This is a genomic window from Brevibacillus panacihumi W25, from assembly GCF_000503775.1.
In the GTDB taxonomy this organism is placed as follows: domain Bacteria; phylum Bacillota; class Bacilli; order Brevibacillales; family Brevibacillaceae; genus Brevibacillus; species Brevibacillus panacihumi_A.
Map to the genome: position 1 here is coordinate 367,369 of NZ_KI629785.1, position 25,888 is coordinate 393,256.

30 protein-coding genes are annotated in these 25,888 nt (G+C 51.7%); 5 read left to right on the forward strand and 25 right to left on the reverse strand.

Annotated features, from left to right (window positions below):
* Window positions 1–57 precede the first annotated feature (57 nt).
* The 18 genes from rplS to fapR all read right to left on the reverse strand — a co-directional run bounded on the left by rplS (window position 58) and on the right by fapR (window position 16,575).
* Entirely contained in the window at window positions 58–405 is a 348-nt protein-coding gene (rplS, locus tag T458_RS42675; RefSeq protein ID WP_023557202.1) for a 50S ribosomal protein L19, read from the reverse strand.
* A 155-nt stretch (window positions 406–560) separates the two neighbouring features.
* Window positions 561–1,307, reverse strand: a complete 747-nt coding sequence (gene trmD / locus T458_RS42680; RefSeq protein ID WP_023557203.1) for a tRNA (guanosine(37)-N1)-methyltransferase TrmD — start codon at window positions 1,305–1,307, stop codon at window positions 561–563.
* A gap of 12 nt (window positions 1,308–1,319) precedes the next feature.
* Window positions 1,320–1,838: a ribosome maturation factor RimM gene (gene rimM / locus T458_RS42685; RefSeq protein ID WP_023557204.1), complete on the reverse strand. Its 519-nt coding sequence runs from the start codon at window positions 1,836–1,838 to the stop codon at window positions 1,320–1,322.
* A gap of 36 nt (window positions 1,839–1,874) precedes the next feature.
* Window positions 1,875–2,285, reverse strand: a complete 411-nt coding sequence (locus tag T458_RS42690; protein WP_023557205.1) for a YlqD family protein — start codon at window positions 2,283–2,285, stop codon at window positions 1,875–1,877.
* A gap of 80 nt (window positions 2,286–2,365) precedes the next feature.
* The gene (locus T458_RS42695) at window positions 2,366–2,593 is read right to left on the reverse strand and encodes a KH domain-containing protein (protein ID WP_023557206.1); all 228 of its coding nucleotides are present in this window, start codon (window positions 2,591–2,593) and stop codon (window positions 2,366–2,368) included.
* 23 nt (window positions 2,594–2,616) lie between these two features.
* Window positions 2,617–2,889, reverse strand: coding sequence for a 30S ribosomal protein S16 (rpsP, locus tag T458_RS42700; protein WP_023557207.1), 273 nt, complete (start codon window positions 2,887–2,889; stop codon window positions 2,617–2,619).
* 110 nt (window positions 2,890–2,999) lie between these two features.
* On the reverse strand, window positions 3,000–4,415 hold the full coding sequence (gene ffh, locus T458_RS42705) for a signal recognition particle protein (RefSeq protein WP_023557208.1): 1,416 nt from the start codon (window positions 4,413–4,415) through the stop codon (window positions 3,000–3,002).
* A gap of 10 nt (window positions 4,416–4,425) precedes the next feature.
* The gene (locus tag T458_RS42710; protein ID WP_023557209.1) at window positions 4,426–4,764 is read right to left on the reverse strand and encodes a putative DNA-binding protein; all 339 of its coding nucleotides are present in this window, start codon (window positions 4,762–4,764) and stop codon (window positions 4,426–4,428) included.
* A gap of 150 nt (window positions 4,765–4,914) precedes the next feature.
* Entirely contained in the window at window positions 4,915–5,922 is a 1,008-nt protein-coding gene (gene ftsY / locus T458_RS42715; RefSeq protein ID WP_023557210.1) for a signal recognition particle-docking protein FtsY, read from the reverse strand.
* 36 nt (window positions 5,923–5,958) lie between these two features.
* The gene (gene smc, locus T458_RS42720; RefSeq protein ID WP_023557211.1) at window positions 5,959–9,531 is read right to left on the reverse strand and encodes a chromosome segregation protein SMC; all 3,573 of its coding nucleotides are present in this window, start codon (window positions 9,529–9,531) and stop codon (window positions 5,959–5,961) included.
* 284 nt (window positions 9,532–9,815) lie between these two features.
* Entirely contained in the window at window positions 9,816–10,502 is a 687-nt protein-coding gene (rnc, locus tag T458_RS42725; RefSeq protein ID WP_031305844.1) for a ribonuclease III, read from the reverse strand.
* A gap of 54 nt (window positions 10,503–10,556) precedes the next feature.
* Entirely contained in the window at window positions 10,557–11,798 is a 1,242-nt protein-coding gene (gene fabF / locus T458_RS42730) for a beta-ketoacyl-ACP synthase II (protein WP_023557213.1), read from the reverse strand.
* Between the two features lie 157 nt (window positions 11,799–11,955).
* Entirely contained in the window at window positions 11,956–12,189 is a 234-nt protein-coding gene (gene acpP / locus T458_RS42735; RefSeq protein WP_023557214.1) for an acyl carrier protein, read from the reverse strand.
* Window positions 12,190–12,257: 68 nt separating this feature from the next.
* On the reverse strand, window positions 12,258–12,998 hold the full coding sequence (gene fabG / locus T458_RS42740; RefSeq protein WP_023557215.1) for a 3-oxoacyl-[acyl-carrier-protein] reductase: 741 nt from the start codon (window positions 12,996–12,998) through the stop codon (window positions 12,258–12,260).
* Window positions 12,992–13,942: an ACP S-malonyltransferase gene (fabD, locus tag T458_RS42745; protein WP_023557216.1), complete on the reverse strand. Its 951-nt coding sequence runs from the start codon at window positions 13,940–13,942 to the stop codon at window positions 12,992–12,994. The genes fabG and fabD overlap by 7 nt, the downstream gene beginning before the upstream one ends.
* Window positions 13,942–14,961, reverse strand: coding sequence for a beta-ketoacyl-ACP synthase III (locus T458_RS42750; protein ID WP_031305845.1), 1,020 nt, complete (start codon window positions 14,959–14,961; stop codon window positions 13,942–13,944). The genes fabD and T458_RS42750 overlap by 1 nt, the downstream gene beginning before the upstream one ends.
* 5 nt (window positions 14,962–14,966) lie before the next feature.
* Window positions 14,967–15,971: a phosphate acyltransferase PlsX gene (gene plsX / locus T458_RS42755; protein WP_023557218.1), complete on the reverse strand. Its 1,005-nt coding sequence runs from the start codon at window positions 15,969–15,971 to the stop codon at window positions 14,967–14,969.
* Window positions 15,972–15,993: 22 nt separating this feature from the next.
* The gene (fapR, locus tag T458_RS42760; RefSeq protein ID WP_023557219.1) at window positions 15,994–16,575 is read right to left on the reverse strand and encodes a transcription factor FapR; all 582 of its coding nucleotides are present in this window, start codon (window positions 16,573–16,575) and stop codon (window positions 15,994–15,996) included.
* Window positions 16,576–16,916: 341 nt separating this feature from the next.
* On the opposite strand from fapR, the gene T458_RS42765 reads away from it, so the two are divergent.
* A complete protein-coding gene (locus tag T458_RS42765; RefSeq protein ID WP_023557220.1) occupies window positions 16,917–17,312 on the forward strand; it encodes a hypothetical protein in 396 nt (131 codons plus the stop codon).
* Between the two features lie 23 nt (window positions 17,313–17,335).
* Window positions 17,336–17,842, forward strand: coding sequence for a hypothetical protein (locus T458_RS42770; protein WP_023557221.1), 507 nt, complete (start codon window positions 17,336–17,338; stop codon window positions 17,840–17,842).
* A 95-nt stretch (window positions 17,843–17,937) separates the two neighbouring features.
* Here T458_RS42770 and rpmF read toward each other — a convergent pair whose 3' ends face one another.
* The 4 genes from rpmF to T458_RS42785 all read right to left on the reverse strand — a co-directional run bounded on the left by rpmF (window position 17,938) and on the right by T458_RS42785 (window position 20,731).
* Window positions 17,938–18,108: a 50S ribosomal protein L32 gene (rpmF, locus tag T458_RS56510; protein ID WP_084567985.1), complete on the reverse strand. Its 171-nt coding sequence runs from the start codon at window positions 18,106–18,108 to the stop codon at window positions 17,938–17,940.
* A 146-nt stretch (window positions 18,109–18,254) separates the two neighbouring features.
* Window positions 18,255–18,773 (reverse strand): YceD family protein, encoded by a 519-nt coding sequence (locus T458_RS42775; RefSeq protein ID WP_023557222.1) that lies wholly within the window; start codon window positions 18,771–18,773, stop codon window positions 18,255–18,257.
* Window positions 18,774–18,863: 90 nt separating this feature from the next.
* On the reverse strand, window positions 18,864–19,937 hold the full coding sequence (locus T458_RS42780) for a SepM family pheromone-processing serine protease (protein WP_023557223.1): 1,074 nt from the start codon (window positions 19,935–19,937) through the stop codon (window positions 18,864–18,866).
* The gene (locus tag T458_RS42785) at window positions 19,937–20,731 is read right to left on the reverse strand and encodes a patatin-like phospholipase family protein (RefSeq protein WP_023557224.1); all 795 of its coding nucleotides are present in this window, start codon (window positions 20,729–20,731) and stop codon (window positions 19,937–19,939) included. The genes T458_RS42780 and T458_RS42785 overlap by 1 nt, the downstream gene beginning before the upstream one ends.
* Window positions 20,732–20,867: 136 nt before the next feature.
* Here T458_RS42785 and ylbJ point away from each other — a divergent pair, with 136 nt between their 5' ends.
* A complete protein-coding gene (ylbJ, locus tag T458_RS42790; protein ID WP_023557225.1) occupies window positions 20,868–22,097 on the forward strand; it encodes a sporulation integral membrane protein YlbJ in 1,230 nt (409 codons plus the stop codon).
* Window positions 22,098–22,103: 6 nt separating this feature from the next.
* Here ylbJ and coaD read toward each other — a convergent pair whose 3' ends face one another.
* Window positions 22,104–22,583, reverse strand: a complete 480-nt coding sequence (gene coaD / locus T458_RS42795; RefSeq protein WP_023557226.1) for a pantetheine-phosphate adenylyltransferase — start codon at window positions 22,581–22,583, stop codon at window positions 22,104–22,106.
* A gap of 17 nt (window positions 22,584–22,600) precedes the next feature.
* Window positions 22,601–23,188: a 16S rRNA (guanine(966)-N(2))-methyltransferase RsmD gene (gene rsmD, locus T458_RS42800; RefSeq protein WP_023557227.1), complete on the reverse strand. Its 588-nt coding sequence runs from the start codon at window positions 23,186–23,188 to the stop codon at window positions 22,601–22,603.
* Window positions 23,189–23,589: 401 nt separating this feature from the next.
* On the opposite strand from rsmD, the gene T458_RS57225 reads away from it, so the two are divergent.
* Both T458_RS57225 and T458_RS42805 read left to right on the forward strand, forming a co-directional pair.
* Complete coding sequence (locus T458_RS57225) at window positions 23,590–23,733, forward strand: hypothetical protein (protein ID WP_023557228.1); 144 nt, start codon at window positions 23,590–23,592, stop codon at window positions 23,731–23,733.
* Window positions 23,734–23,863: 130 nt separating this feature from the next.
* Window positions 23,864–24,814 carry a non-homologous end joining protein Ku gene (locus T458_RS42805; protein ID WP_023557229.1) on the forward strand — a complete coding sequence of 317 codons (951 nt, stop codon included), beginning with the start codon at window positions 23,864–23,866 and terminating at the stop codon, window positions 24,812–24,814.
* A gap of 36 nt (window positions 24,815–24,850) precedes the next feature.
* Here the strand turns inward: T458_RS42805 and T458_RS42810 are convergent, their stop codons facing one another.
* A complete protein-coding gene (locus T458_RS42810) occupies window positions 24,851–25,732 on the reverse strand; it encodes a cation diffusion facilitator family transporter (protein ID WP_023557230.1) in 882 nt (293 codons plus the stop codon).
* Window positions 25,733–25,888: the final 156 nt, after the last annotated feature.

Consider the following 25,888-nt stretch of genomic DNA (forward strand, 5'->3'; position numbering starts at 1 on the left):
GTAGAAAAAAAGGCCTGGCTAGCAGGCCAGTGCCTTTTTCTATGGGTGAACAAACGCTTATCGACGAATTTCCTTAATGCGAGCTGCTTTACCCACACGGTCACGCAGGTAGTACAGTTTCGCACGGCGTACTTTACCATGACGCACGATCTCGATCTTGTCGATTTTCGGCGTATGCACCGGGAACGTACGCTCAACGCCTACGCCGTAAGAAATCTTACGAACAGTAAATGTCTCGCTGATACCAGTACCACGACGGCGAATAACAACACCTTCGAACAACTGGATACGTTCGCGCTGACCCTCGATAACTTTTACGTGTACACGTACGGTGTCACCAGGTCGGAACGCAGGAATGTCCTGTTTCAATTGCTCTTTTTCCAATTCACGGATCACTTGGTTCATTTGAATTCCCTCCTTCCGATCAGACGTTCTTACTCGCCTATTCACATCGATCAGTTCAAAAAACTGAGTTACGAGTAGCGGACCGCCTTAGTCAGCGGGCAAAATTGCCACAAGAAATATAGTACCATATGGAAGTGCATTGCACAAGGCGATTCTCACGGTTTGTCCGCCATTTTTTTTTCTTCCTTGATCTCTTGCAGCCATTTTTTCATCTCTGGCGTCAATTCCAGCTTGTCCAAGAGATCTGGCCTGCGTTCATACGTGCGCCGCAGCGATTCCCGCAAACGCCACTTGTCGATATTGGCGTGGTGGCCGGACAAGAGAATATCCGGCACCTTCCAGCCGCGAAATTCCGCCGGCCTGGTGTAGTGCGGATACTCGAGCAAGCCAGTGGAAAAAGAGTCTTCCACCGCAGAGGTCTGATTCCCCAGCGCGCCTGGCTGCAGGCGTACCACGCTGTCTGCAATCACCATCGCGCCCAGCTCTCCGCCAGTCAACACGTAGTCACCAATCGAGATCTCATCGGTCACCAGATGCTCGCGAATTCGTTCATCGTAGCCTTCGTAATGGCCGCAGATCAGGATCAAATGCTCTTCTTTGGCGAGTTCCTCCGCCAGCTTTTGATTGTATGGCACGCCCTGCGGACACAGGAGGATCACACGGGGCTTGCTGTCCGTAGTCACAGCTTCTACAGCACGAAAGAGCGGCTCCGGCTTCAACACCATGCCACCGCCGCCGCCATAAGGCGTATCGTCCACGGTTCCGTGTTTGCTTTCCGAGTAATCGCGGAAGTTGATCACTTCAAACTGGACGATGCCTTTTTCCTGCGCCTTGCCCAGAATGCTGCTCGACAAAACGCCGGGAAACATCTCCGGAAACAGTGTGAGGATATCAATACGCAAGATGATCCCTCCTCACAGCAAGCCTTCCATCAGATGACAGACGACACGCTTGTTCGCAATATCGACTTCCTTGATGCAATCATCGATATAAGGCAGCAGGACCTCTCCACGATTGCCTTTGACCACCCAGACGTCATTGGCCCCTGTCTGGAGGACTTCATTGATGGCTCCGAGCTCTTCTCCCTCATCCGTGACCACTTCACAGCCGATCAGTTCGTGAATGTAGAACTCATCCTCTTCCAGCTCCATCAGGTCGGATTCCGGCACCTTCAATTCGCCGCCCTTGTACTTCTCGATGTCATTAATGTGGCCGTATCCCTGAAAGCTGATGATCTCGAAATCCTTATGGGCACGCCGCGAAGCTACTTTGAGCTTCAATGGCTGGTCAAGCAAAGAATGAAACAGATACAGCTCGCTTCCTTTGCGAAAGCGTTCATCAGGAAAATCGCTGGTTGAGATCACACGCACTTCTCCGCGCAAACCATGCGTGTTCACCAGCTTCCCGACTGTAAAAAAACGCTCCTGGGTCAAATGATACCCTCCTTTATAGGTAGCTGAGTAAGTCCATCAGGTCCGTTGCCGGATTTCATGCACTCGCCCGTCTTTTATCAGGATTTCCGTTCCAGCCATGATTTCATCCCATACATCCCCTACTTGGATGTTGACGGGACTTTGCACGGTCTGATAATCCAGTTCACTGCCAATTGGCAATTTTTCTGCTTGCAGGAGCTGATACTGCAGATTCTCCAGCTTCTCCTGCCGCTGTCGTTCCTCGCGGGCGATTTTTTCTTGCGCCAGCGAATAGCGTTCCGCCGATTTTTTCTTCGCATCGGCAAGAATTTTCTTCGCCTGAAATTGCCATCGCTGCCATTCGTCCTTTTGCTGCTGAATCTGCCTTTGGTACTGATCCACCAAAACAGCCCTAGCCGCCTCTGTCATGATGATTTTCACCTGGACAGAGCGATAAATCGTAAGCATGCTTGCCACTTCCTTTCGACGCAAGAAAGATCGATCCGCGTTTTATCGAAAAAAAAGACTGGGAAGCTCCCAGCCTTTTCTCAGACAATCTCAACCGTGACGCGCTTGTCCGTATCGACGGAAGCAGCCATCACGACGGTGCGCAGGGCCTTGGCGATACGTCCCTGTTTGCCGATAATTTTCCCCATATCATCAGGATGTACCGACAACTCATATACGAGCGTACGCTCCTTGTCCACTGCATTCACACGAACCTCATGCGGATGATCGACGAGAGCCTTTGCGATCGTTTCGACCAGTGCTTTCATCATCAGACCTCCAGATGATCGGCTTATTTGCCGTATTTGGTTTCGTGTACTTTTGCCATTACGCCTTCTTTGGAGAGCAGGTTGCGAACTGTGTCAGTCGGAGCTGCACCGTTCAGGATCCATTGTACCGCTTTTTCGGTATCAATGTTCACTACTGCCGGTTGTGCAACCGGGTTGTAGTACCCAATCTCTTCAATGAAACGGCCATCGCGAGGGGAACGAGAATCAGCTACTACCACACGGTAGAAAGGAGCTCTCTTGGAACCCATGCGTTTCAGACGGATTTTTACTGCCATGTTGTTTCACCTCCTGTATGGATCAACGCAACGCTCGATTGCGTTGGTGCTGCTTTATCTGAACCATCGCGCCTCTGGCCTTTGTCAGCGGCGCGAAGAGATCATGCAAGTTATTTGAATGGGGGCTTGAAGTTGAACGGGAAGTTCATGCCTCCTGGATTGCCGCCTTTGCCTTTGCCCATGAACGGAAGGCCCATGCCGCCTTTTTTCTTGGACTTCTTCATCATTTTCTCAGCGGTGCCGGAGAACTGCTTCATCATTTTCTTCATATCGTCGAACTGCTTGATGAACCGGTTCACTTCCTGAATGCTGGTGCCGCTGCCTGCCGCAATGCGCTTGCGTCGGCTTGCGTTGAGCAGATCAGGATTGGCTCGCTCCGCTTTGGTCATGGATTTGGCAATCGCTTCTACGCGGGCAATCTGCTTTTCGTCCACGTTCATTTTGCCCTTCATCTTGTTCATTCCAGGCAGCATGCCGAGAATGTCCTCAAAAGGTCCCATATTGCGAAGCTGCTGCATGGAATCAAGGAACATGTCAAAGGTGAACTCACCTTGACGCATCTGACGCTCCATGTCGCGCGCCTTCTCTTCATCGACGTTGGCTTGCGCCTTTTCGATCAGGCTCAGCACGTCGCCCATTCCGAGAATCCGGGATGCCATGCGATCCGGGTGGAACGCTTCGAGCGCGTCCATTTTCTCGCCCATCGCAGCGAACTTGATCGGCTTGCCTGTGACAGCCTTGACGGAGAGTGCCGCACCACCGCGCGTGTCGCCATCCAGCTTGGTCAGGACTACACCTGTCAGCTCCAGCTGGCTGTTGAAGCTTTCTGCCACATTGACCGCATCTTGACCGGTCATGGCATCGACGACGAGCAAAATCTCATCGGGCTTGGCTACCTCGCGAACCTGTTTCAGCTCTTCCATCAGCGCTTCATCGATGTGCAGGCGACCTGCCGTATCGATCAGGACCACGTCGAGGTTGTTCGCTTTGGCATGCTCAATGGCTTGCCGTGCAATCTCTACGGGACTAACCTGATCACCGAGTGCGAAGACGGGGATGTTCAGTTGTTCACCCAAAACCTGCAATTGCTTGATTGCCGCCGGACGATAAATATCGCCTGCTACCATCAATGGCTTGCGGTTTTGTTTAGTCAAATACTTGGCGAGTTTTCCTGTCGTGGTCGTCTTACCCGCCCCTTGCAAGCCTGCCATCATGATGACAGTCGGAGGACGATGGGACATCGTCAGTTGGGCAACGTTGCCGCCCATCAGCTCGACCAGCTCTTCGTTGACGATCTTGATGACCATCTGGCCAGGCGTCAGGCTTTTCATGACTTCCTGCCCGACTGCGCGTTCCTTGACGCGAGCCACGAAGTCTTTTACTACTTTAAAGTTAACGTCTGCTTCCAGCAGGGCCAGGCGAACTTCACGCATCGCTTCATTGACGATCGTCTCGTCAATCTTGCCTCTGCCTCGCAGCTTGTCAAACGCGTTCTGCAGCCGATTGGCCAAGCTCTCAAACGCCATGCGAGCCCTCCTAATCCATCTCTGACAGTTGGTGGAGCAAAGTGTTCAGTTCCTCTCTCGCCGCCTCGTCCGCCAACCCCTGGACCAGCTCATTCATGCGGTTCAGCACGTTCATGCGCTGTTCATGCTTCCAAGCGAGTCGCAGCTTTTCATCGTATTCGAAAAGTTGCTTTTCAGCCCGCTTGATATGGTCATAAACGGCTTGACGGCTCACCTCATGCATTTCGGCAATTTCGCCGAGCGACAAATCATCCAGATAGTACAATTCCAGATATTCGCGCTGCTTTCCTTTCAGCAAGGGAGCGTAAAAGTCAAACAAGAGATTGACTTGATTGGTCTTCTCGAGCATCGTAACCAATCCTTTGCTATGAGGTACTCGACTCCAATCTGTAAAGACATTTTCTTTACAGCACGTAGTTTATAGTACCCAATTCCCAACCTAGTGTCAAGCATTTTTATTGACATATGAATTTCGCTTCATCGAATCAGACCATTCATGCTATCCCTGAGGGTTTTCCGCTTCGGTCTCCTGTTGAATCAGCCCGGCAAACAAGGCGTGGACGAACTGCTCCGGATCAAACGGCTGCAGGTCATCCATTTTCTCGCCGAGGCCTACGTACTTCACCGGAATGTTTAACTCATTGCGAATGGCGATGACGATGCCGCCTTTTGCCGTGCCGTCCAGCTTGGTCAGCACAATTCCGGTCACGCCAGCCGATTCGCCAAACGTCTTCGCCTGGGAAAGGGCATTTTGTCCCGTGGTCGCATCCAGCACAAGCAGTACTTCATGCGGCGCTCCGGGAAGCTCGCGGGCGAGCACACGGTGCACCTTCGCCAGCTCCTCCATCAGGTTGACCTTGTTTTGCAGGCGGCCTGCCGTATCACACAGCAAAACGTCGACATTGCGCGACTTCGCTGCCTGTACCGCGTCGTAGATCACGGCGGCGGGATCAGAGCCTTGCTGTTGCTTGATCACTTCCACACCGACGCGATCTCCCCAGACTTCCAGCTGTTCAATGGCTGCCGCACGGAAGGTGTCGCCTGCTGCCAGCAGCACTTTTTTTCCTTGCTGTTTGAACATATGCGCCATTTTCCCGATGGTGGTCGTTTTTCCGACGCCGTTTACCCCTACGAACAAAATGACGTTCAGGCGCCCGTCCTCGATGCGCAGCGCTGTGTCTGCTGCTTCATCGTTTTTCAGCAGAGCCACCAGTTTTTCCGAGAGAATCGGCTGCAGGTCAATGGCATTCTCGATTTTGTGTTTGCGGACTTCGCCGCGAAGCTCGTCGATCAACTCCATCACCGTATTGACGCCGACATCGGAGGTGATCAGGATTTCTTCCAGTTCGTCAAAAAAGTCATCATCAATCTTTTTATAGCGGCGGACGAGGTCCTCTACCTTTTCTACCAGCAAATCTCTGGTTTTGGCGAGTCCATCGGTAAACTTCTGGGTTACCTCTTCCGACTTCTGCACAATCGCATCGCGAAGGCGTTTGAAAAAGCTCATCTTCATCTTCCTTTGACTGGTAATTTCGTGCAGGGCTTACGAAGCGGACTCGATGAACTTGCTGCTCTCCTCCAGTTTAACGGAAACCAGCTTGGAGACGCCACCCTCCTGCATCGTAATGCCGTACAGCACATCCGCACTCTCCATCGTTCCTTTGCGGTGGGTCACGCAGATAAACTGTGTCTGGCTGCTGAATTGGTGCATGTACTCGGCAAAACGGTTGACGTTGGCTTCGTCCAAAGCGGCTTCTACCTCGTCCAATACACAGAAAGGAACGGGCTTGACACGCAGAATCGCAAATAGCAATGCCATGGCAGTCAGGGCACGCTCCCCACCCGACAGCAGGGCCAGGTTTTGCAGCTTTTTCCCTGGCGGCTGGGCGACGATATCAATCCCGGTCTCCAGCAAATTCTCCGGGTTGGAGAGCACAAGATCAGCCCGTCCTCCCCCGAACAATGCAACGAAAACATCGCGGAACTGCTCCTGGATGGCATCGAAGGTCTCCTTGAAACGTCTGGACATCTCCGTATCCATTTCCAAAATGACCTGATACAGCATTTCCTTGGCTTCATTCAAATCCGCTTCCTGCGTGCTTAAGAACTGCTGACGCTCATACAAGCGCTCGTACTCTTCAATCGCGCCCAGATTCACCGTACCCAGAGCCGCAATCTCTTTTTTCAGTCGGTTCACGATTTGCGTCTCGTCAGCGATCTCACCGCGAGGCGGATACTTCATCTTCGCCAGATCGTAGCTCATTTCGTATTCTTCGGAGAGTTTGTTCAACAGGTGATCCAATTCTACCTCGCTGCGGTTTACCTTGACTTCTTCCTGATGCAGCTTGTCCTCCAGGGACTTAACCGCTTTGCGGATCTCTTTGACTTCCTGCTCCAACTGCTCCTGCCTGTGGAATAGAGTGGCCCGCTCATTGCGCCGCTCCTGAATCAGTCCAGATACCCGTTCTTTATCCTGGCGAAGCTCGGCGATGGTCTCATCCAGCTTGCTTCCCGAGGATTCATTGGTCTGCTCCAACTCATCCAGCGAGGCAAGCGTGGCATTCTGCTCGTCCCATTCTTTTTGCAGGGAGATTTTCTGTTCCAGCAACCGTTCTGTCTGCTCCTGACGAGATTGGTATTCCTGTCTCACCTGAGCATCCAATACCTTCAGGCTGGTAATCTTCTGGTTGATCTCTTCTTTTGATTCGAGCTGCTCCTGGCGCTTGGCTTCCGCTGCGGCAATCTGCTCCGTGAGTTCTTTTTCCTCTGCCACAAGCTTCGCCAGCTTTTCCTCCGTCGCCTTCTGCTTGACTAGCGCTTCTTCGGACTCGCGCAGATAGCCGTCGATTTCCTGCTCGACCAGCTTGGCCCGCTCTCCGATGGATTTCCCTTCGGACTCCACTTGCTGCAGCAGTCCTTTGACTTCCTGCTCCTTCAAGCGCAGCGCTTCACCCTGGCTGCGAAGCGTCTCTTGCTCCTGCTCTCTTAGCTGCTGTTGCTGTGCCAGTTGTTCCATAAGGGTAGTATGCCCAGAAATTGCCTGATCGATCTGTCCCATTTGCGCTTCCAGCTCTTCCGCCTGGCGGTTTCGGCCGAGAAGATTGGTCGTGTTCTTTTTCAGCGCTCCACCCGTCATGGAACCGCCGGCGTTGACGATATCCCCTTCAAGCGTAACGACCCGGTAGCGATAGCCCAAGGTGCGTGCGACTTGGTTCGCCTGCTCCAGCGTTTGTGTGACGATGACATTGCCCAGCAGAGATTCAAAAATCGGACGATACGTCGCTTCAAAGCTCACCAGCTCGCTCGCGATGCCGACGACCCCGGCTTCTTTCTCCAGGCGGCGCTTGTCCTCTGCCTGAATGCTGCGAGAACGAATGACATCAAGCGGAAGGAAGGTAGCCCGTCCGGCATTGTGTTGCTTCAGGTACGCGATCGCTGCACGTCCCGCCGCTTCATTTTCCACGACGACGTTCTGCAGTGCGCCGCCCAGTGCCACTTCCACTGCCGTTTCCACCTGCTGCGGCACAACAACCAGTTCAGCTACTGCTCCATGAATCCCGGAAAAGCCGCGTTCACGCGCTTTCAGGATTTCTTTGACACCTTGCTGAAAACCTGCGAACTCCGACTGCATCTCGCGCAGCAAATCCAGACGCGATTTGGCGGATTCCCGCTTCTGCTCCAACTGGCGCAGCTCTTTGCGAGCCTGCTCGGATGCAGACTGTCCCTCGCGTACTTGGTCCATGAGATCCTTATATTTTTCCAGCGTATCGTGGATCGCCTGATCGATCTCACGGAGCTGCTCTTGCAGTTCATTGCGCTTTTCTTGCCGCTGCTGTTCTTCTTGCTCCAGCCGTTCCTTTTCGACGCGTTGCCGGTCCATGCGGGCTTGGCTGGTCTGCACAAGCTGCTGCTGATGGCGAATGTCGTTGCGCAGGTTCGCCATTTCATTGAGCTTTTCGAAATAATCGCTTTTCAGCCTCTCCACATCGTCTGTCAGGGATTGGACCATAGCGTAAAACTGGTCCTCCGCCTCCTTCAGTGCGGAACGGGCGTTACTCATTTTCTGCTTGGCTTCCTCCGCACGCTTGGTTTCTTCGGCGAGTTCCGTCTCCAAGGCATGTTGTTTTTCCGTGATCCGGTGCATATGCTCCATCGTCTGCTGGCGGTTGGCACTCAGATTGCGCATCCGCTCGCGCAGAACCTCGCGCTGTCCCTCGACCTTCTCCGCCTCTTCACTGACGGTCAACAGCACTTGCTGCAGCTCTTCAATCGATTGATCGATCTGCGACACATGAAAACGGGCTTGCTCCAGGTCTGCTTCCTGCTTTGAGGCTTGAGACGTTTGGCCGACAAGCTGTTCTTGTAGTTCCTGTACACGAGCCGAAGCCTCTTCCCATTTTTGGTGGGCTGCCTCAATCTGCTGGACGTAGAGCGCTACCTCGTGTTCGACCAGTTCGCTATGCAATTCCTGATATGTGCGGGCTGTCCTGGCCTGCTCCTGCAACGGACCGATCTGCTCCGTAATTTCACTTACGATATCGTGGATACGGACAAGGTTCTGCTCCGTGTCCGCCAGTTTTTTCTCAGCCTCGCGCTTGCGGGTTTTGTATTTGACAATCCCTGCCGCCTCTTCAAAGATCCCTCTGCGGTCCTCGGATTTGGTGCTGAGAATCTCCTCAATCTTTCCTTGTCCAATGATCGAGTACGCTTCTTTTCCCAATCCCGTATCCATGAACAGTTCCATGATGTCCTTCAAGCGGCAGGCACGATTGTTTATGTAATATTCACTTTCCCCGGAACGGTAGACCCGGCGCGTCACGGACACTTCCGAATACTCCACATCGAGCGAACGGTCTGTATTGTCCAAGGTTAAGGTAACTTCTGCAAAATTGACCGGCTTTCGTGTATCGCTGCCGGCAAAGATGATATCTTCCATTTTCGCCCCGCGCAGGGATTTGGCGCTTTGTTCGCCAAGCACCCAGCGAATCGAATCGGATACATTGCTTTTCCCGCTCCCATTCGGGCCTACAACAGCCGTTACTCCGGGAACGAATTCCAGCTCTGTCCGATCGGCAAAGGATTTGAACCCTGCCAGTTCCAGGCGTTTCAAATACATACGGATGGTCCTCCTTCTATCGCAAAAAAGCTGGTCCCTTCTCACTGGCACGATCCTTCTCGTGCAGAAGGGGTCAGGGTTTCTTTCGTGAGCTTAGAGCCGCATCCCTAAAAGAAAGCCCCTGTATGTACAGGAGCTTCTTTCACGAAGAGAGCATTCTCTATCAGTTTAACATAGAGGGAGACAACACGCAGTAGTTTCCCAGCCGTTTGCCGTGAATTATTCGGGCGTGAAGCAAAAAACCGTACTCCCTCTGTCCAGAGATCATACGACTTTTTGCTTCCCTATTTCGCGCCCAGCTTGATCAAAGCGCGAGCCGCGGCTTGCTGTTCGGCTTCCTTTTTGGATCGGCCTGTTCCAACGCCCAACGAACGGCTATTCAGCAGAACCTCCGAGACAAATTCGCGGTTGTGAGCCGGACCTTTCTCTTCGACGATTCGGTACTGAATATCTCCCAGATTGTCTTGTTGTACAAATTCCTGCAATTGGCTTTTGAAGTCTGTAACCTGGGCGAACTCCCCTTTATCCACACGGGGATACACGTATTTTTCCATAAAGGCGAAAACAGCGTCCAATCCTTGATCCAGATACAGGGCTCCGACAAAGGCCTCAAACACGTCCGCCAACAGGGCTGGACGCTGTCTTCCTCCTGTAAGCTCTTCCCCTTTTCCCAGCAGAACGAGATCACCAAACTGGAGCAGTTCGGCAAACTTGACCAATGACGGTTCACAGACAATCGCTGCACGGAGTTTCGTCATTTCCCCTTCGCTCATCTTGGGGAATGTCTTGTAAAGAAACTGGGAAACAGTCAATTCCAGTACGGCATCGCCTAAAAACTCCAGCCGTTCATTATCCTGTATCCGTTTGCCACGTTGCTCGTTCACGTAGGAAGAATGGGTGAATGCCTGCCGCAAAACGCTCTCATCATGAAAACGAACGCCTAGTTTTTCCTGCAGCCGTGCAAAATTCATCACCCTCACCACCAATTCAGGAGACTTCCTACTTTTTCGCTCAGTAGGACTCATTTAGGCCTCGTATCTTTTTAAGATAATGGTTGCATTGTGCCCGCCAAATCCGAATGTATTCGTCAGAGCGACTTGAACTTCGGACTTGCGTGCCTGGTTGGGAACATAATCGAGATCACATTCAGGATCAGGGTTCTCCAGGTTAATGGTTGGCGGCAAAATCTGATCGCGCAACGCGAATGCTGAAGCGATTGTCTCAATCCCGCCGGTCGCACCCAGCAGATGGCCTGTCATCGATTTGGTCGAGCTGACGGCCAGCTTGTAGGCATGTTCACCGAAAACGGACTTGATGGCTTGTGTCTCGGCGACATCCCCTGCGTCTGTGGAGGTTCCGTGCGCGTTGATGTAATCGACCTCTTCTGGTGCGATCCCGGCATCTTGCAAGGCGTTCGTCATGCAACGAGCGGCTCCTTCGCCTCCCGGAGACGGTGCGGTAATATGAAACGCGTCTGCGCTCATGCCGTATCCAATCACTTCTGCGAGAATCGTGGCTCCGCGCTTTTTCGCGAATTCCAGCTCCTCGAGAATGACAACGCCCGCACCCTCACCCATGACAAAACCATCCCGGTCCTTGTCAAAAGGACGACTTGCTTTTTCTGGCTCTTCATTGCGCGTGGACATGGCTTTCGCGGAGCAGAAACCGGCAAATGCCATCGGACGGATCGTCGCCTCAGCACCACCTGCAATCATCGCATCCGCTTGACCAAGCTGGATCAGTCGGAACGCATCGCCGATCGCATTGGTCCCTGTAGCACAAGCCGTGATCGCACTTGAGGTAGGTCCCTTCGCCCCGTATTGGATCGATACCGCTCCAGATGCCATGTTGGCGATCAACATCGGAATGAAGAAAGGACTCACTCTGCGCGGGCCTTTATCCAACAGTACCTTGTGCTGATCTTCCCACGTGGACAAGCCGCCAATCCCCGATCCGATGTATACACCCACTCGTTCCGCATTTTCGGCCGTAATTTCCAGCTTGGCGTCTTCCACAGCCATCTTGGCAGCAGCGAGTCCAAACTGAACGAATCGGTCTGTACGTCGAATCTCTTTTTTATCCATATACTGTTCTGGATCAAAATCTGTCACTTCACCCGCGATCTTGGTCGGGTAATCAGTCGTATCGAAGGAGGTTACAGGCTTGATTCCCGATTTGCCCTCGATCAGATTGTTCCAGAATGTTTCCTTGTCATTCCCCACCGGAGAAATGACGCCAACGCCGGTAATCACCACTCTGCGCTTCATTACGATCACCTCTATGAAAGTCAGCCCTTGGGCTATCTCTTCTGATTATCTATTTTCAACATGTCTGCACAAGACCCGCAGACAAAATAAATCGTTCATGAAACAGCGTCAATGAAGGAGAAGTCCCGCATGCAAACGGGACTTCCAACTGATGGATCTACTTGTGAGATTCTATGTATTTAACAACCTCACCAACAGTAGTGATCTTTTCAGCATCTTCGTCAGAAATCTCCAAATCGAACTCGTCTTCCAATTCCATTACGAGTTCTACTACATCCAGGGAGTCAGCGCCCAGATCTTCTTTGAAAGAAGCTTCCAAAGTAATTTTGGACTCATCTACACCCAGACGATCGACGATGATTTTCTTCACGCGCTCCAATGTATCTGCCATTAACCTTCACCCCCTCTCCCGTATTATAGTGGATGAGCATGTAAAAAACCAGTTTTGAGAAAGCTGGATTACATATACATGCCGCCGTCTACATGCAAGGTTTGACCTGTCATGTAATTGGCTGCGTCAGAAGCCAGGAATACCACGACATTCGCAATATCATCCGTCTGTCCGAGACGTCCCAGAGGGATTTGGCCGATAAGACCAGCCTTTACATCTTCTGGCAAGACAGCTGTCATCTCGGTGTCGATAAAGCCAGGAGCAACCGCGTTGACGGTGATGCCACGTGTCGCAAGTTCTTTCGCTGCCGTCTTGGTCAAGCCGATGACACCGGCCTTCGCTGCTACATAGTTGGCTTGGCCCGGGTTGCCCAATACTCCGACGACGGACGTGATATTAATAATCTTGCCGGAGCGCTGCTTCATCATCGGACGGGTAGCGGCCTTCAGGCAATTGAAAACACCTTTGAGATTGGTGTCGATCACCGCATCCCACTCTTCCTCTTTCATGCGCATGAGCAGGTTGTCACGCGTGATTCCTGCGTTGTTGACGAGAATGTCGAGACTGCCGAAGTGCTCCAATGCCGTCTTGAACATCTCATTGACTTCTTCGCTGTCGGATACGTTGGCACGGATCATGATCGCATCACGTCCCAAAGCTTTTACCTGAGCAACAGTTTCACTCGCCGCCCCTTCGCTCCCCGCGTAGTTGACGACGATGTTGGCGCCGGCTTCAGCCAGCTTCAGAGCGATCGCCCGGCCAATCCCGCGAGATGCCCCTGTCACCAATGCCGTTTTTCCTGTTAGCATACCTTCCCTCCGTTCAATAGCTCTGTCAAGGATTCTCCATCTTGAACCGATAGAATTGTCGTCTCAGCAGGAGCGATTTTCTTGATCAGCCCTGAGAGAACTTTTCCTGGTCCGATCTCGACAAAAGTCGTAACCCCCTGCTCCACCATCCATTGCACGGAATCTTCCCAAAGCACAGGAGCCGAGACTTGCTTGACCAGACTGTCTACAATCACAGCCGCCTCAGATACTGGGCGCGCTGTTACGTTTGCCACAACTGGCACCTTCGCGTCCGCGACCGTAACCCCAGCCAGAACGCCATGCAGTTTGTCAGCCGCAGGACTCATCAGGCTCGAGTGGAAGGGACCGCTCACATTGAGAGGCAACACCCGTTTGGCCCCTGCTGCCTTCGCCTTTTCCCCAGCTTGCTTGACGCCTTCGGCAGAGCCGGAGATGACGATTTGTCCAGGGGAGTTGAGGTTTGCCAATTGTACAGGATGCCCCGCTGCCGTCACTTCCTCACAGACAGCATGCAGCTCGGCGCGGTCCAGGTTTAATACCGCAGCCATCGCGCCTTCTCCAGCTGGTACTGCTTCCTCCATAAACTGCCCGCGGGCGCGAACGGTTTTTACCGCATCTGCAAAAGAGAGCGCGCCTGCTGCGACCAATGCCGAATACTCACCCAAGCTGTGTCCAGCCACAAAATCCGGTGTAAAATCGGGGCGCTGCTCCCGAAACGCAGCCAGTACCGCGATGCTCGCTGTCAAGATTGCAGGCTGTGTATTGGCTGTCAATTTCAGTTCTTCTTCTGGTCCTTGAAAGCAAAGCTCGGACAAGGAAAAACCAAGCGCTTCATCCGCCTGCTGGAAAATGGAGCGGGCCGCTTCTGACTGTTCTGACAGAGCCTGCCCCATCCCCACAAACTGCGATCCCTGTCCAGGGAACACGAACGCTACTTTTCCCATTACTCGTCGCTCCCTTCTGCCGGGGTTGTGCACCATTTCAAGAGAGTCGCTCCCCAAGTCAAGCCTCCGCCAAACCCGACGAGGATGAGATTGTCGCCTTCTTTTACTCGGCCTTCTGCAATCGCTTCATCCAGCGCTACCGGGATGGACGCGGAGGACATGTTGCCGTAGCGGTCGAGGTTGATCGCTACTTTTTCTTCCGACAACCCAAATCGCTGAACAGCGGAATCAATAATGCGCTTGTTCGCCTGATGAGGCACCAGCAGGTCGATATCATCCCGTGCTACTCCCGCTTTCGAGAGAACGGCTTCCGTCGCGGAGTTCATCACGCGAACCGCAAATTTGAATACTTCGCCGCCAGCCATCGAGAGGTAGTGAAGATTGTTCTCCACGGATTCATTCGAAGCAGGGATGCGAGACCCGCCAGCCGGCAGGCAGAGCAAGGAACCGCCGGAACCATCTGCTCCCAGCTCGAACGATTGGAAGCCATAGCCGTCTTTTACCTGACCGAGAACGGCTGCTCCAGCTCCATCGCCAAACAGGACGCAGGTATTGCGATCTTTATAGTTCGTAATTTTCGAGAGTGTTTCGACACCGACGACGAGTACGTATTTGTACAAGCCATTGGCGATAAATTGAGTAGCTGTGGTAATGCCGTACAAAAATCCAGTACACGCCGCAGACAGGTCCATCGCCGCTGCCTTGGTCGCACCCAGTTTGTCTTGCAGCAGGCAGGCAGTGGACGGGAAGCTCATATCCGGAGTGACTGTCGCCACGATGATCATATCCAGCTGTTCTGCGCTGATGTTTGCCTTTTCCAAAGCGCGTTTGGCCGCCTCATAGGCCAAGTCGGAGGATGCTTGCTCGGGAGAACAGATCCGCCGCTCGCGAATTCCGGTACGCGATACGATCCATTCGTCCGAGGTATCCACCATTTTCTCCAAATCAAAGTTGGACAACACCCGCTCCGGGGTATACGAACCAGTACCCAATATGCCAACAGAACGCAAACCCTTCATCTGCCTCACTCACTTTCTTCCGTGCTTGATTTTAGTGCTTGCTGAATCACGACGTTTACATCCTTTTGGACATAACGCGCCGCAACCAAGATCGCGTTTTTGATCGCTTTTTCGCCCGAAGAACCATGCGCTTTGATCACAGGACTTCCCAATCCGAGCAACGGCGCGCCGCCGTACTCTGCGTAATCCATTCTCTTTTTAAATCGGAGCAATCCCGGCTTGAGAATGGCCGCCCCTATTTTATTAATCAGGCTGGAAGTAAACTCCTGCTTCAATTCGGAAAAGATTGTGGTGGCTGCACCTTCCAGCGACTTGAGCAGCACATTGCCGACAAAGCCGTCGCAGACCAGGACGTCGCAAGCCCCATCCATGACGTCCCTTGCCTCCACATTGCCGACAAAATGCAAGTCCGCTGCTTTCAGAAGAGGATAGACGTGTTTGGTCAAATCATTGCCTTTTCCCTCTTCTGTACCCACGTTCAGCAAACCGACAGTCGGGCGCTCAAAGCCGAGCACTTTTTCTGCATACAAGCTGCCCATGACCGCATATTGCAGCAGGTGAGAGGGTTTGGCATCCATATTGGCACCTACGTCCAATGTCAGCGTCACCCTTCCTTTGCGGTTGGGGATATATGCAGCGAGTGCCGGGCGTTCAATGCCCTCCATCCGCTTGGCATACAATAATCCCGCCGTCATCAGTGCACCGGTGTTTCCGGCCGAGATGGCGGCATCTACTTTCTTTTCGCTCGCGAGGTTCATGGCGACGACCATCGAAGCATCCTTTTTTCTGCGAACGGCTCGCACCGGTTCTTCATCCGCACCGATTACCTCTGAAGCATGGACGATCTCCAGGTTAGCCGGCAGCTGATCCGGCACATGACTTCGAATCGCCTGCTCATCTCCAACCAGGACCACGGTGATGTCCGGGTTTTCTTTCGTGACGGCCAAGGCCCCCAAAACATTGCTGAGAGGTGCCAGGTCTCCGCCCATTGCATCTAGTGCAATTCGCAATCGTGTCCCCTCCTCTTCTGTCCTACCATGCTGAAGTGACATCCGTCATCCCCACTACGCGGAACGTGGCAGTGAATACCAGTTCCCCTTGAACTTTCGTCTCGACCCTTACCTTGCATTCGTCACCGTCGCGGCTCCGTACAGTCGCCTTGGCCACCAGTTTTTCTCCCAGCCTGGCAGGCCGAACGAAACGGATTCTGGCGGTAGCCGTCAGCGCAACATCTGCATTGATCACCGCAACGGCGAGAGAGTTGGCTTGGGCAAATATGTAATGTCCGCGCGCTATCTGCGTTTTGGCGAAAACATGCTCTTCCTTGATTTCCAGGACGGAGATCGCCTGGGCATCCAATTGCAGGTCGATCACTTCCCCGATCACCTCATCGATCCCCAGGGATTTTACCGGGTCCAGATGTTGTTCAGCAACGGATTTAATCCGCTCCCTCAGCTCGGGAATGCCCAATTCCAAACGGTCTAACCGTATTGTTTGAATACTGACGTGAAAAAACTCCGCCAAATCCTCATCGGTGGCGAAGGGATTGTCTTGTAGATACTGAACCAGTTTCGTCTGGCGATCTTTCTTCGGCAAGCGGGCGATGCTCGACACCCCCCCAATTATAATGGAGCTCTCATGATTACGAGCAGTTTTTATTACCAGGTACTAAGTCAGTATAAGGGAGAAAAAGTGGATTGACAAGAAGCGATCATGAAAATGGGTCCAAACAACGCAAAAAACACCTCGCAGAACGATAGATGTAACGGCAATTGTACACCATACCGCTACCGACTGTTTTCAACAACCTGACAGGTTACAGAAGAGAACCTTGTTTCATAGATAACTCTAGGTAAAAGTAACTATTTCCCAAATTGTAACTCTTTTGTAATCTATTAATCTTTAGATAAAGTAAAATGTAATTTGTATCCAAAAAATGCACAAGGAGGATATTTATGAAAAGCATTTCTAAATTAGCAGTTTTATCAGCTACTCTATCTATTACTTTGTTAACAGCTAATGCTTCCGCAAACAGTATTTCCGGAACTGGTGAAGATTATGAGATTGTTGCGAAAGGTTCGTCTGTTCATGTTAAAGGAAACTCAGGATTTGTATCTGCATTTACTGAGGGAGAAGGCTCAGACCTGAATAGGGTCCGTGTGGAGTCAATAATTTACGTAAACGGTCAAAAACAAAGCCCAACATTAGTAGGAAGTGGAACTAGCTATGCCAGCGTTGATTACGATGCCAATCCTACTAGATTAACCTCCCTCAGAATCTCTTCAACTCACTTTGCTTACAATAAAGTCAACGAGTATAAGAGAAGTACTTCAAGTGACCAATGGCCATAATCAAATGGAGGAGGAACATTACTATGAAAAGAAATCATATCGTTGGTTTCAGTCTTGCCTTGCTTGTAGCCTGCGGAACTTTGTTTGCTGCGAATCAACTTAGTGCGAATGAGCCTAACTTGGAAATAAAAGTATACGCTCAAAATACGCTCCAGGTTTTGGGGATTGATGCAGATACGGATTCGATAACATCTTCGCATTCAGTTAAAGATAGTGTTACCTTCACTGATAAAGACGGCAAAGAATGGGTTTATATAGATTTTACCGATAGAACAAAATTCATTGAAGACATGGAAAACTACTATGATGAGGAATTTGTAGGAACCTTTATTGACGTGCAGGCCGACATCATGAGGAAACATTCACAAGTTGGGGATTATATTCCCGTTATTCTGTTAGATAAAGAATTACAGGAAGGCACTTTCACTTTTACCAGGGATAATGGAGAAACATTGTCCTTCCCAACCTATTATGATTCCAGAAAAGGGTGGACATACGAAGAACCAGCGCTATTTGAATCAGCTCAATAACGATCTAAGGAGCCATGTAATTCGGCTCCTTTTTTCTTCGAGGAATATAAAAAAACGAGGTGATTGCTCACCTCGCTTTTAGCAGCAAAACGTAATTATTTCGCTACTTTCACGCCTTTGTAGTGACCGCAGCTTGGGCAAACGCGGTGCGCGAGTTTGTACTCACTGCAATTGTCGCATTTTACCATGCCTGGAATCTCTAATTTGAAGTGCGTACGACGCATTCTTTTACGGGTTTTGGAAGTTCTCCGTTGAGGTACTGCCATCTTCCTTACACCTCCTTCAACTGACAAATGCTAAGATGCTCTATTGGGTGGATCGTATAAGCCAAAAGCTTATGCTATCCTTCAAAAATGAGAAAATCCAATCAGGTGATCGGTATCCCATCTTGAAAACGATGAAGGGAAAACGCTTAGTTGTTGTCCTTGAACAAATCAGCCAACCCTGCCAAACGCGGATCGATCCGTTCGTTTTTGCAGCTGCAGGGTGCTTCGTTGCGGTTTACTCCACACGTCGGACACAATCCTTTGCAATCCTCCTCACACAGTGGGAAGGTAGGCATCGCCAGCAGAAAATCCTCCTGCAGCAGCGTGTCCAACTCGATTTGATCGCCTTCGAGCGGATGAATATCGCTCTCTTCGTCCTCCTCGATCTGCGGGTCGTCTGCCAAAGCAAACGTTTCGGAAAAAGGAATAGAGGCATGCTGTGTAAAAGGAGTCAGGCAACGGGCACAGACAAAATCGATGTCCGCTTTCATTTCGCCTTTTACATAATAGAGGTTGCCCAGCTTTACGGCATCGCCCTCAACTGTTACGGGGGTCAAACCACGTATCTCATGATGGCGATTCTTCAGCTCTGCCGCATCCAGCGTTACCTGAAACGGCAATGGCTCGCCCTTTCGGTGATCCAATTCAGTTATCTTGATATTCATCTCTTCTTTCACCTCAAGCACAACAAGGATGATTATAGACCTTGCCCCAATGCTTTGTCAACCATTTTCCCTTGACAGCCAGCAAATCAGCTAGGTTTGTTTCGGTTTTAATTCGTTTAAAAAAGCAACGGCATCGTCGATGGTCTTGACTGGCACAATCTGCATGGAAGTGCCGATTCGCTCTGCTGTTTTGACGGCGTCTTTGTAGTTGGAGTTCGGATCGTTCGGATCATCCGGTGCAAAAAAGATCTCTGCCCCAGCCGCGTCTGCCGCCACGATCTTGTGATTGATACCGCCTATCTTCCCGACTGATCCATCCAATGCGATCGTTCCAGTACCTGCGATTTGAAAGCCCTTGGTCAGATCCACTTCGGTATTGAGCTGGTCGTAGATCTCCAGCGCCATCATCAATCCAGCAGATGGACCTCCGATTCCTTGTGCTGCAATCGTTACCTTTTTGGGGATTTCGATCAATTGCTTGCTGTCGGTCCGGATTCCGACCCCGACTGACTGTGAGTTGGGCAGTGGCTTTAAAGGTAACATCGTTTTGGCAACTTGTCCATCACGAGTGTACGTAATTTCGACCTCGTCCCCCGCCTTTTTACCAGCAAGCTGCTGCAGAAGGTCTTTGGCTTCGGGTGTTTTGACTCCGTTTACTTCGATGATGACATCTCCGATTTTTAGCGCCTCTTTCGCTGGCATTCCCTCCAGCGTCCCCATCACCCAAACACCTTGATTCTCCACATGCACATCGTAGCCGGCAAGGCGAAAAGCAACTGCCTCCGCCAATTTTTGCGAATTGTCCATCACCGCTTGCTCCCGGCGAATGAAATCCTCGTTGTTTTCTCCCTGGCTTACCACCAATTGCTTGGGCATCAGCTCCGCGTCCTGTGAGACTTGGGCATACAGATACCATGCTAGGCTCGCCTCGCCCATGCGCACTGTCGTAAGCATAAAGGAGCCTGTTTCATCCTTTTTGCCGTCTTCTACTTCGATGATGGGTCCAAGAGAGATGGCGGAGCCAGGCCGGGTGATATAATAGTTCGTCGGCACGAAGAAAGAAAGACCCAGCAAAATCACCATCAATATGATAAGCCCATTGATCCCTCTTGCCTTTCTTCTGCGGGATGCCTGGGATACGCTACCCATACGACGTTCTTCCATTATTCCTCTTCCTCCCAGTTCGCGATCATTTCCTCGATTTGTTGAACGAACTCTTTGGCTGCATGTTCGCCCCGGTCTATAATTTCTTCTACGCCGCCGTATGCAATACTACTATAGTGTCCAACATCCGGACAGATTACGAGGTCGGCCGCCAGGATCCGGTTGCGAAAAATCTCCCGTTCCATGACATCGATGGTCTGTACGATCACGTCAAAGATGGAGCCCATCTTCATCTCCGTGTCCAATTGTGCCACGTCCACCGCAATCACGATGTCTGCCCCCATCTCGCGCAAAACAGACACCGGGACACGGTCGATTACCCCTCCATCCACCAGCAGCCGTCCGTTGACCCTCTCCGGCACGAAAATGCCCGGTATCGAGATGCTGGCCCGAACCGCTTGATCAATCGGTCCGTCGCGAAACACGACGCGATCCCCTGTCTCGATATCAGTAGCCACAATGGCAAGAGGAATATCCAATTCCTCGATTCTTTTGCCGTGAGTCAATAGCTGAATCAATTGCTTGATCTTATCCCCAATGATAAATCCCATACCAGGCACGGTGAGATCCACCAGGTGTTTGCGCTTTAAATTTTTGGCGAGCTTGCCCATCATATGAGGCTCGATGCCATTGGCGTAGACTGCTGCGATCAAGCTTCCCATGCTGCTGCCTGCGAGCATGTCGACTTTGATGCCATGCGCATCGAGAACCTTCAACACACCAATATGGGCGTAACCCCGGGCTCCTCCCGATCCCAATGCCAGGCCTACTATCGGCTTTCTTTTTGCCGCCACGCTCCATCCCCCCTGTAACCAACATATGTGGGGAGCCACCGATCTTTCTCTTTCTCGTCTGATCACGCAAGCCTGCGCATAGTTTTCATGTCCGTTACGTAGACATGTACTACTGTTGCTTGTTCAGGAGGATTCCATGTCACGTCACTCTCCCGTACTAACCCTGTTACTTGCCTTCTCGACTATTGCCCTGGTCTTGATGTTGGTGGCTCATTCCCAAATCTCATTCGAAGCTGCGGTCCGCGGCCTGAAAATCTGGTGGGAAGTCGTCTTCCCTTCTACCTTGCCGTTTATCGTTCTTTCGGAGATCTTGATGGGTCTTGGTGTCGTTCACTTCTTCGGCGTCCTTCTGGAGCCTTTGATGCGCCCGTTGTTCAACGTGCCCGGCACAGGCGGTTTTGTGCTGGCAATGGGCTTCTCCTCCGGTTATCCGGTCGCCGCCAAGCTGACCACCAGCCTGCGCGAACAAGGCAGCCTGACAAAAGCGGAAGGCGAACGTCTCGTCTCCTTTACCACTACCGGAGATCCTTTATTTGTAATGGGCGCAGTCGCCATTGGATTTTTTCATAGTGAGCAGATGGGAATCATTCTGTCGCTGACTCACTATCTATCCGCCATTCTCTTGGGGATTCTGTTCCGCATGTATGCGCCTACAGCTTCGATCAGCAAGCCGCTCGATAAAACCACGAGTTCTCTGCCCTATCGAGCGCTTCAGGCGATGCACCGGGCACGTCTGCGTGATCGTCGTCCCTTCGGCAAACTCATGGGCGATGCCGTCCAATCTGCATTGAACACCCTGTTTATGATTGGTGGGTTCATCATTGTCTTTTCGGTTCTCATTCAGTTGTTCCAGGCTATTGAATTGACCGCATTCATTACCAGACTTCTTGCGATCATACTCGGCCCCTTCGGTGTGCCGCCCTCATTGTCTCAAGCGATCGTGTCCGGTCTGTTCGAGGTCACACTCGGAGCACAGGCAGCAAGCGATGCTCCAGCCGCTGTTCCGATCGTATGGAAAGCTGCGATCGCCAGTGCCGTTCTCTCCTGGGGAGGCTTGAGCGTCCACGCACAGGTGGCAAGCATCCTCAGCGCGACCGACATCCGCGTCATGCCGTATCTGATCGCCCGCTCCCTGCACGCGTTGCTGGCTGCGATCCTCACGGTAATCCTCTGGAAACCGCTGACCTCCATGGCCTGGCTGCAGGAAAAAAGCGTGCCGGTTTTCTTGCCCAATCAATCGGAGCTGACACTGTCCAACTGGTGGGATGCTTTGGTCTACTCCGGTCTGCTGATGTTGATCGGCGGAGGACTCCTGGTGCTGGGGTCCCTCGTGGCCGGCTATCTGCAGACGCTTAAAACCCGCTGAGAACGGTTATTGACCCAATTTTTCTTTCAGGGCTTTTTCCACAACTGGCGGCACCAGGTCGCTGACACTAGCCTTGTAGCTTGCCACTTCCTTGACGATACTGGAGCTGAGGTAGGAGTACTTGTTATTCGTCATCATGAAAAAGGTTTCTACCTCTTCATCCAGTTTTTTATTAATAGAGGCAACCTGCATCTCGTACTCAAAATCAGAAACGGCACGCAAGCCGCGAACAATGACACGGGCTCCGCGCTTTTGCATGTACTCGATCAGCAACCCCTCGAAGGAATCGATCTCGACATTCTCCATCCCTGCCGTCGCCTGCCGAAGCAGCTCTACGCGCTCCTCGACGCTGAACAGGGATTTTTTCTTGGAATTGATCAGGACTGCTACGATCACCTTGTCAAAAATTCTCGCGCTGCGCGCAATGATGTCCAGATGTCCATACGTAACGGGATCAAAGCTTCCCGAGCAAACTGCGATAACCATGACCAACTACGCCTCCCTTATGTAGCCGATTCTTCGGCCTCCGTATCCTTCTCTGGCTCGTATACGTACAAGGTGACAGCCGTGTCTCCATAGATAGCTGCACGATATTGGATGCAATCGCCCACCTCTTGCGGCAACGTGATCCCCACGTCATGCTCCGCCACGATCCAGGCACTGTCAGCAAGCAGATGCAATTCTTGCAGCAGCTCGATTTCTGCCGCAATCTTTTGATGTGCATAGGGCGGGTCGAGAAACACCAGATCAAAGGCTAATTCACGCTTGGCCAAAGCCCTCAGCGCACGGCTGGCGTCTATTTTGTACAATTCGGCCTGATTTTCCAATCGGCACGATGCCAGATTTTGTTGTACAACCGAATAAGCCTTTGCATCCCTTTCTACAAAGACCGCACGCTCAGCTCCTCTGCTCAAAGCCTCGATCCCGAGTCCTCCCGTGCCCGCATACAAATCCAATGCCCAGCCCCCATCGAAGTAGGGACCGATCATGTTGAATATGGATTCTTTTACCTTGTCTGTTGTCGGACGCGTCCCTTTTCCAGGAACTGCCGCCAGTCTTCGTCCTCTGTGTTCGCCTGCGATAACGCGCATATTTTCCACCTGTCAACGATTTATGTATTCTGTCTCAAGAATGATTTCATACTATCACATCAGCACTGGGCCCGTAAAATTTTCAGATGCGCAAAAAATGCTTTCCTGATGTATAGCTGTTGCAAGAAATGGAAAGGAATATGGATAGCGACGCATTATTGTCGCTGACAACCGCGGAGAAGACTTACGTTTCCCCATAAGCTCTTCCTCCGGTTTCTCCTCTCCCATAATTGAAAGGTGTTCACTTTTGCGCACGTTGTGTCTGATAGGAGCATGCCGTGCCGCCTCTGCCCTGTATGGGGCAGAAGTTGAACGCCTGCCTCATCGTCATTTAGCGATGAGGTATTTTTTTGCTATTTAGTCGACATACTACATACAGCGTAGAAAGGGAGGATTCGCACATGGCAGAAAAACAACCGTCCAAGCAAAAGCTCGAAGCTTCCAAAGCCCAATCCGAGGCAGATCGCACGGGGGCCGGGGTGGAGCGCGCACGCGAGATGCAGTCTGCGGCCGACCAGTCGGACATCATAAAGCACGGACAATAAAAAAATGTAGAGGCCAGCCAGCGTCACTTCAAACGCGGCTGGCTTTTTGTTTGCGTCCTTCATTTCCCTCCCGATTCTGTCTGTTTTCTGCGGATACTAGCGGTATATACGCTTCATCAGGAGGGATTAGATGCACACGGTATGGAAGGGCTCGATCAGCTTCGGGCTGGTGAATATCCCGATTCGGATGTTTACGGCGACCGAAGAACGCGACATCCGTTTTCGCCAGCTGCACAAGGAATGCCATACTCCAATCAAGTACGCTAAAATGTGTCCGCACTGCAATACGGAAGTAGAAGCTGCAGATATCGTCAGAGGCTTCGAATACGAAAAAGGGCATTTTGTCATCGTCGAAGATTCAGATCTCGAAGCCATCACGCCGGAAACACGCCGCGCGATCGAGATTCTGGACTTTGTGGATCTGAAGGAGATCGATCCCGTATACTTCGATAAAAGCTACTTCCTCTCCCCGCAGGAGACAGGCGAAAAGGCGTATTCACTGCTTCGAGCTGCTATGGAGCAAACGGGCAAGATCGCGGTTGCCCAGGTTACCATGCGAAACCGGCAAAGCCTGGCGGTGATCCGTCTATACGAACACTGCATCATGCTGGAGACGATCTATTATCCGGATGAGGTTCGATCCGTGGGCCAGGTCCCCGCTTTGCCTGAAGCAAATGTGGAGCTGGCCGAAAATGAGTTGAAAATGGCGAGCGAACTGATCAATAACATGACGACTCCATTCGATCCTGCTAAGTATACGGATGAATACCGCAGCCAATTGCAAGCTATGATCGAGAAGAAGCTGGAGGGCAAAGAAATCGCCACTTCTCCGGCAGCACCTCGTGCGAACGTCATCGATTTGATGCAAGCGCTGAAAGAAAGTCTGGCAGCGACGGGTGGAGAGGCTGCCGCACCAGTCAAAATGGCGCCAGACCCAACTCCAGAAAAGCCAAAGACAAAACCGAAAAAAGCAGGGACACGTCGAACTGCCCCGGCAGCCCCTGCGAATCCACCTGCTGCTGCGACGGGAACCACTTCGGGCACCACCAAAACCTTGCGCCGCAAAAAGAAAGCAGACTAGGTTTCCCTTTATACAGGCACAAAAAAGCCCGAGACTCTATTCTCGGGCCCTTTCATGTTCCGGTTCAATATGGATGTGTACATCGTAAATCTTATGATCACGTCTCATCCGGTCTTCAATTTCTTCGGTAATCGTATGGCTTTCGACCACGTTCAGCTCAGGATCGACGTGGACCACGACATCTACCAGCACGCTGCTTCCGTGGTACCGGGCCTTAATATCGCTGATTCTTTCCACTCCATTGATGTCGGCGATGGTAGAGCGCAAATCTTCCAGCTTGGACTCCTCGAAGCCATCTGTCAAGCGGTGGACAGTCTCTCGGAAGATTTCCCACCCCGTTTTGATGATGAGGACTCCGACGACGACTGCTGCCAAAGGGTCCAGCCATTGCAATTGAAATTGTGCGCCGGCAATCCCGATGAACGTACCGATACTCACCAGGGCATCGGAGCGATTGTCCTGCGCTGCAGCCCTCAACGCCTGGCTGTTAATTTTCTGTGCTAGTTTCAGGTTGTAGCGGTATACCCCAAACATGATCACAGAGGTAGCCAAGGCTGTGTAGCCTGCAATCATCCCGGGAGCGACAGGATCGGGGTTGAACATCGAGGGAATCGCTCCTGTAATCACATCTATCCCTACGTACAGCATAATAAAGGAAGCGACAAGTGCAGCGATCGTCTCTGCCCGAAAATGCCCGTACGGATGATCCCGATCGCGCGGTTTGCGGGAAATGCGCAACCCGATCAGGACTGCTACGGAGGCAACGACGTCCGTCGTATTGTTCAAACCATCCGCCATCAGGGCAGCGGAGCCAGTCAAGATCGCAACGCCTATTTTTAATATAGAACAGAACACGTACGCAAAAATACTAATCCACGCCCCGCGTTCTCCTTGCTTTAAATTTGTATACACATCCACCCGTCATCACCTCTGGCATACTCCAACCTACTTGTGGCAAGAGCCACGTTTTCTGTAGCGACCTTCATCGTAACAGACTGGAATCATGTGGGTCTACAGAAACAGTTTTAGTCCCCTTCATGAGTATAGGGAGCAGGAAAATATGTTGCATGACAG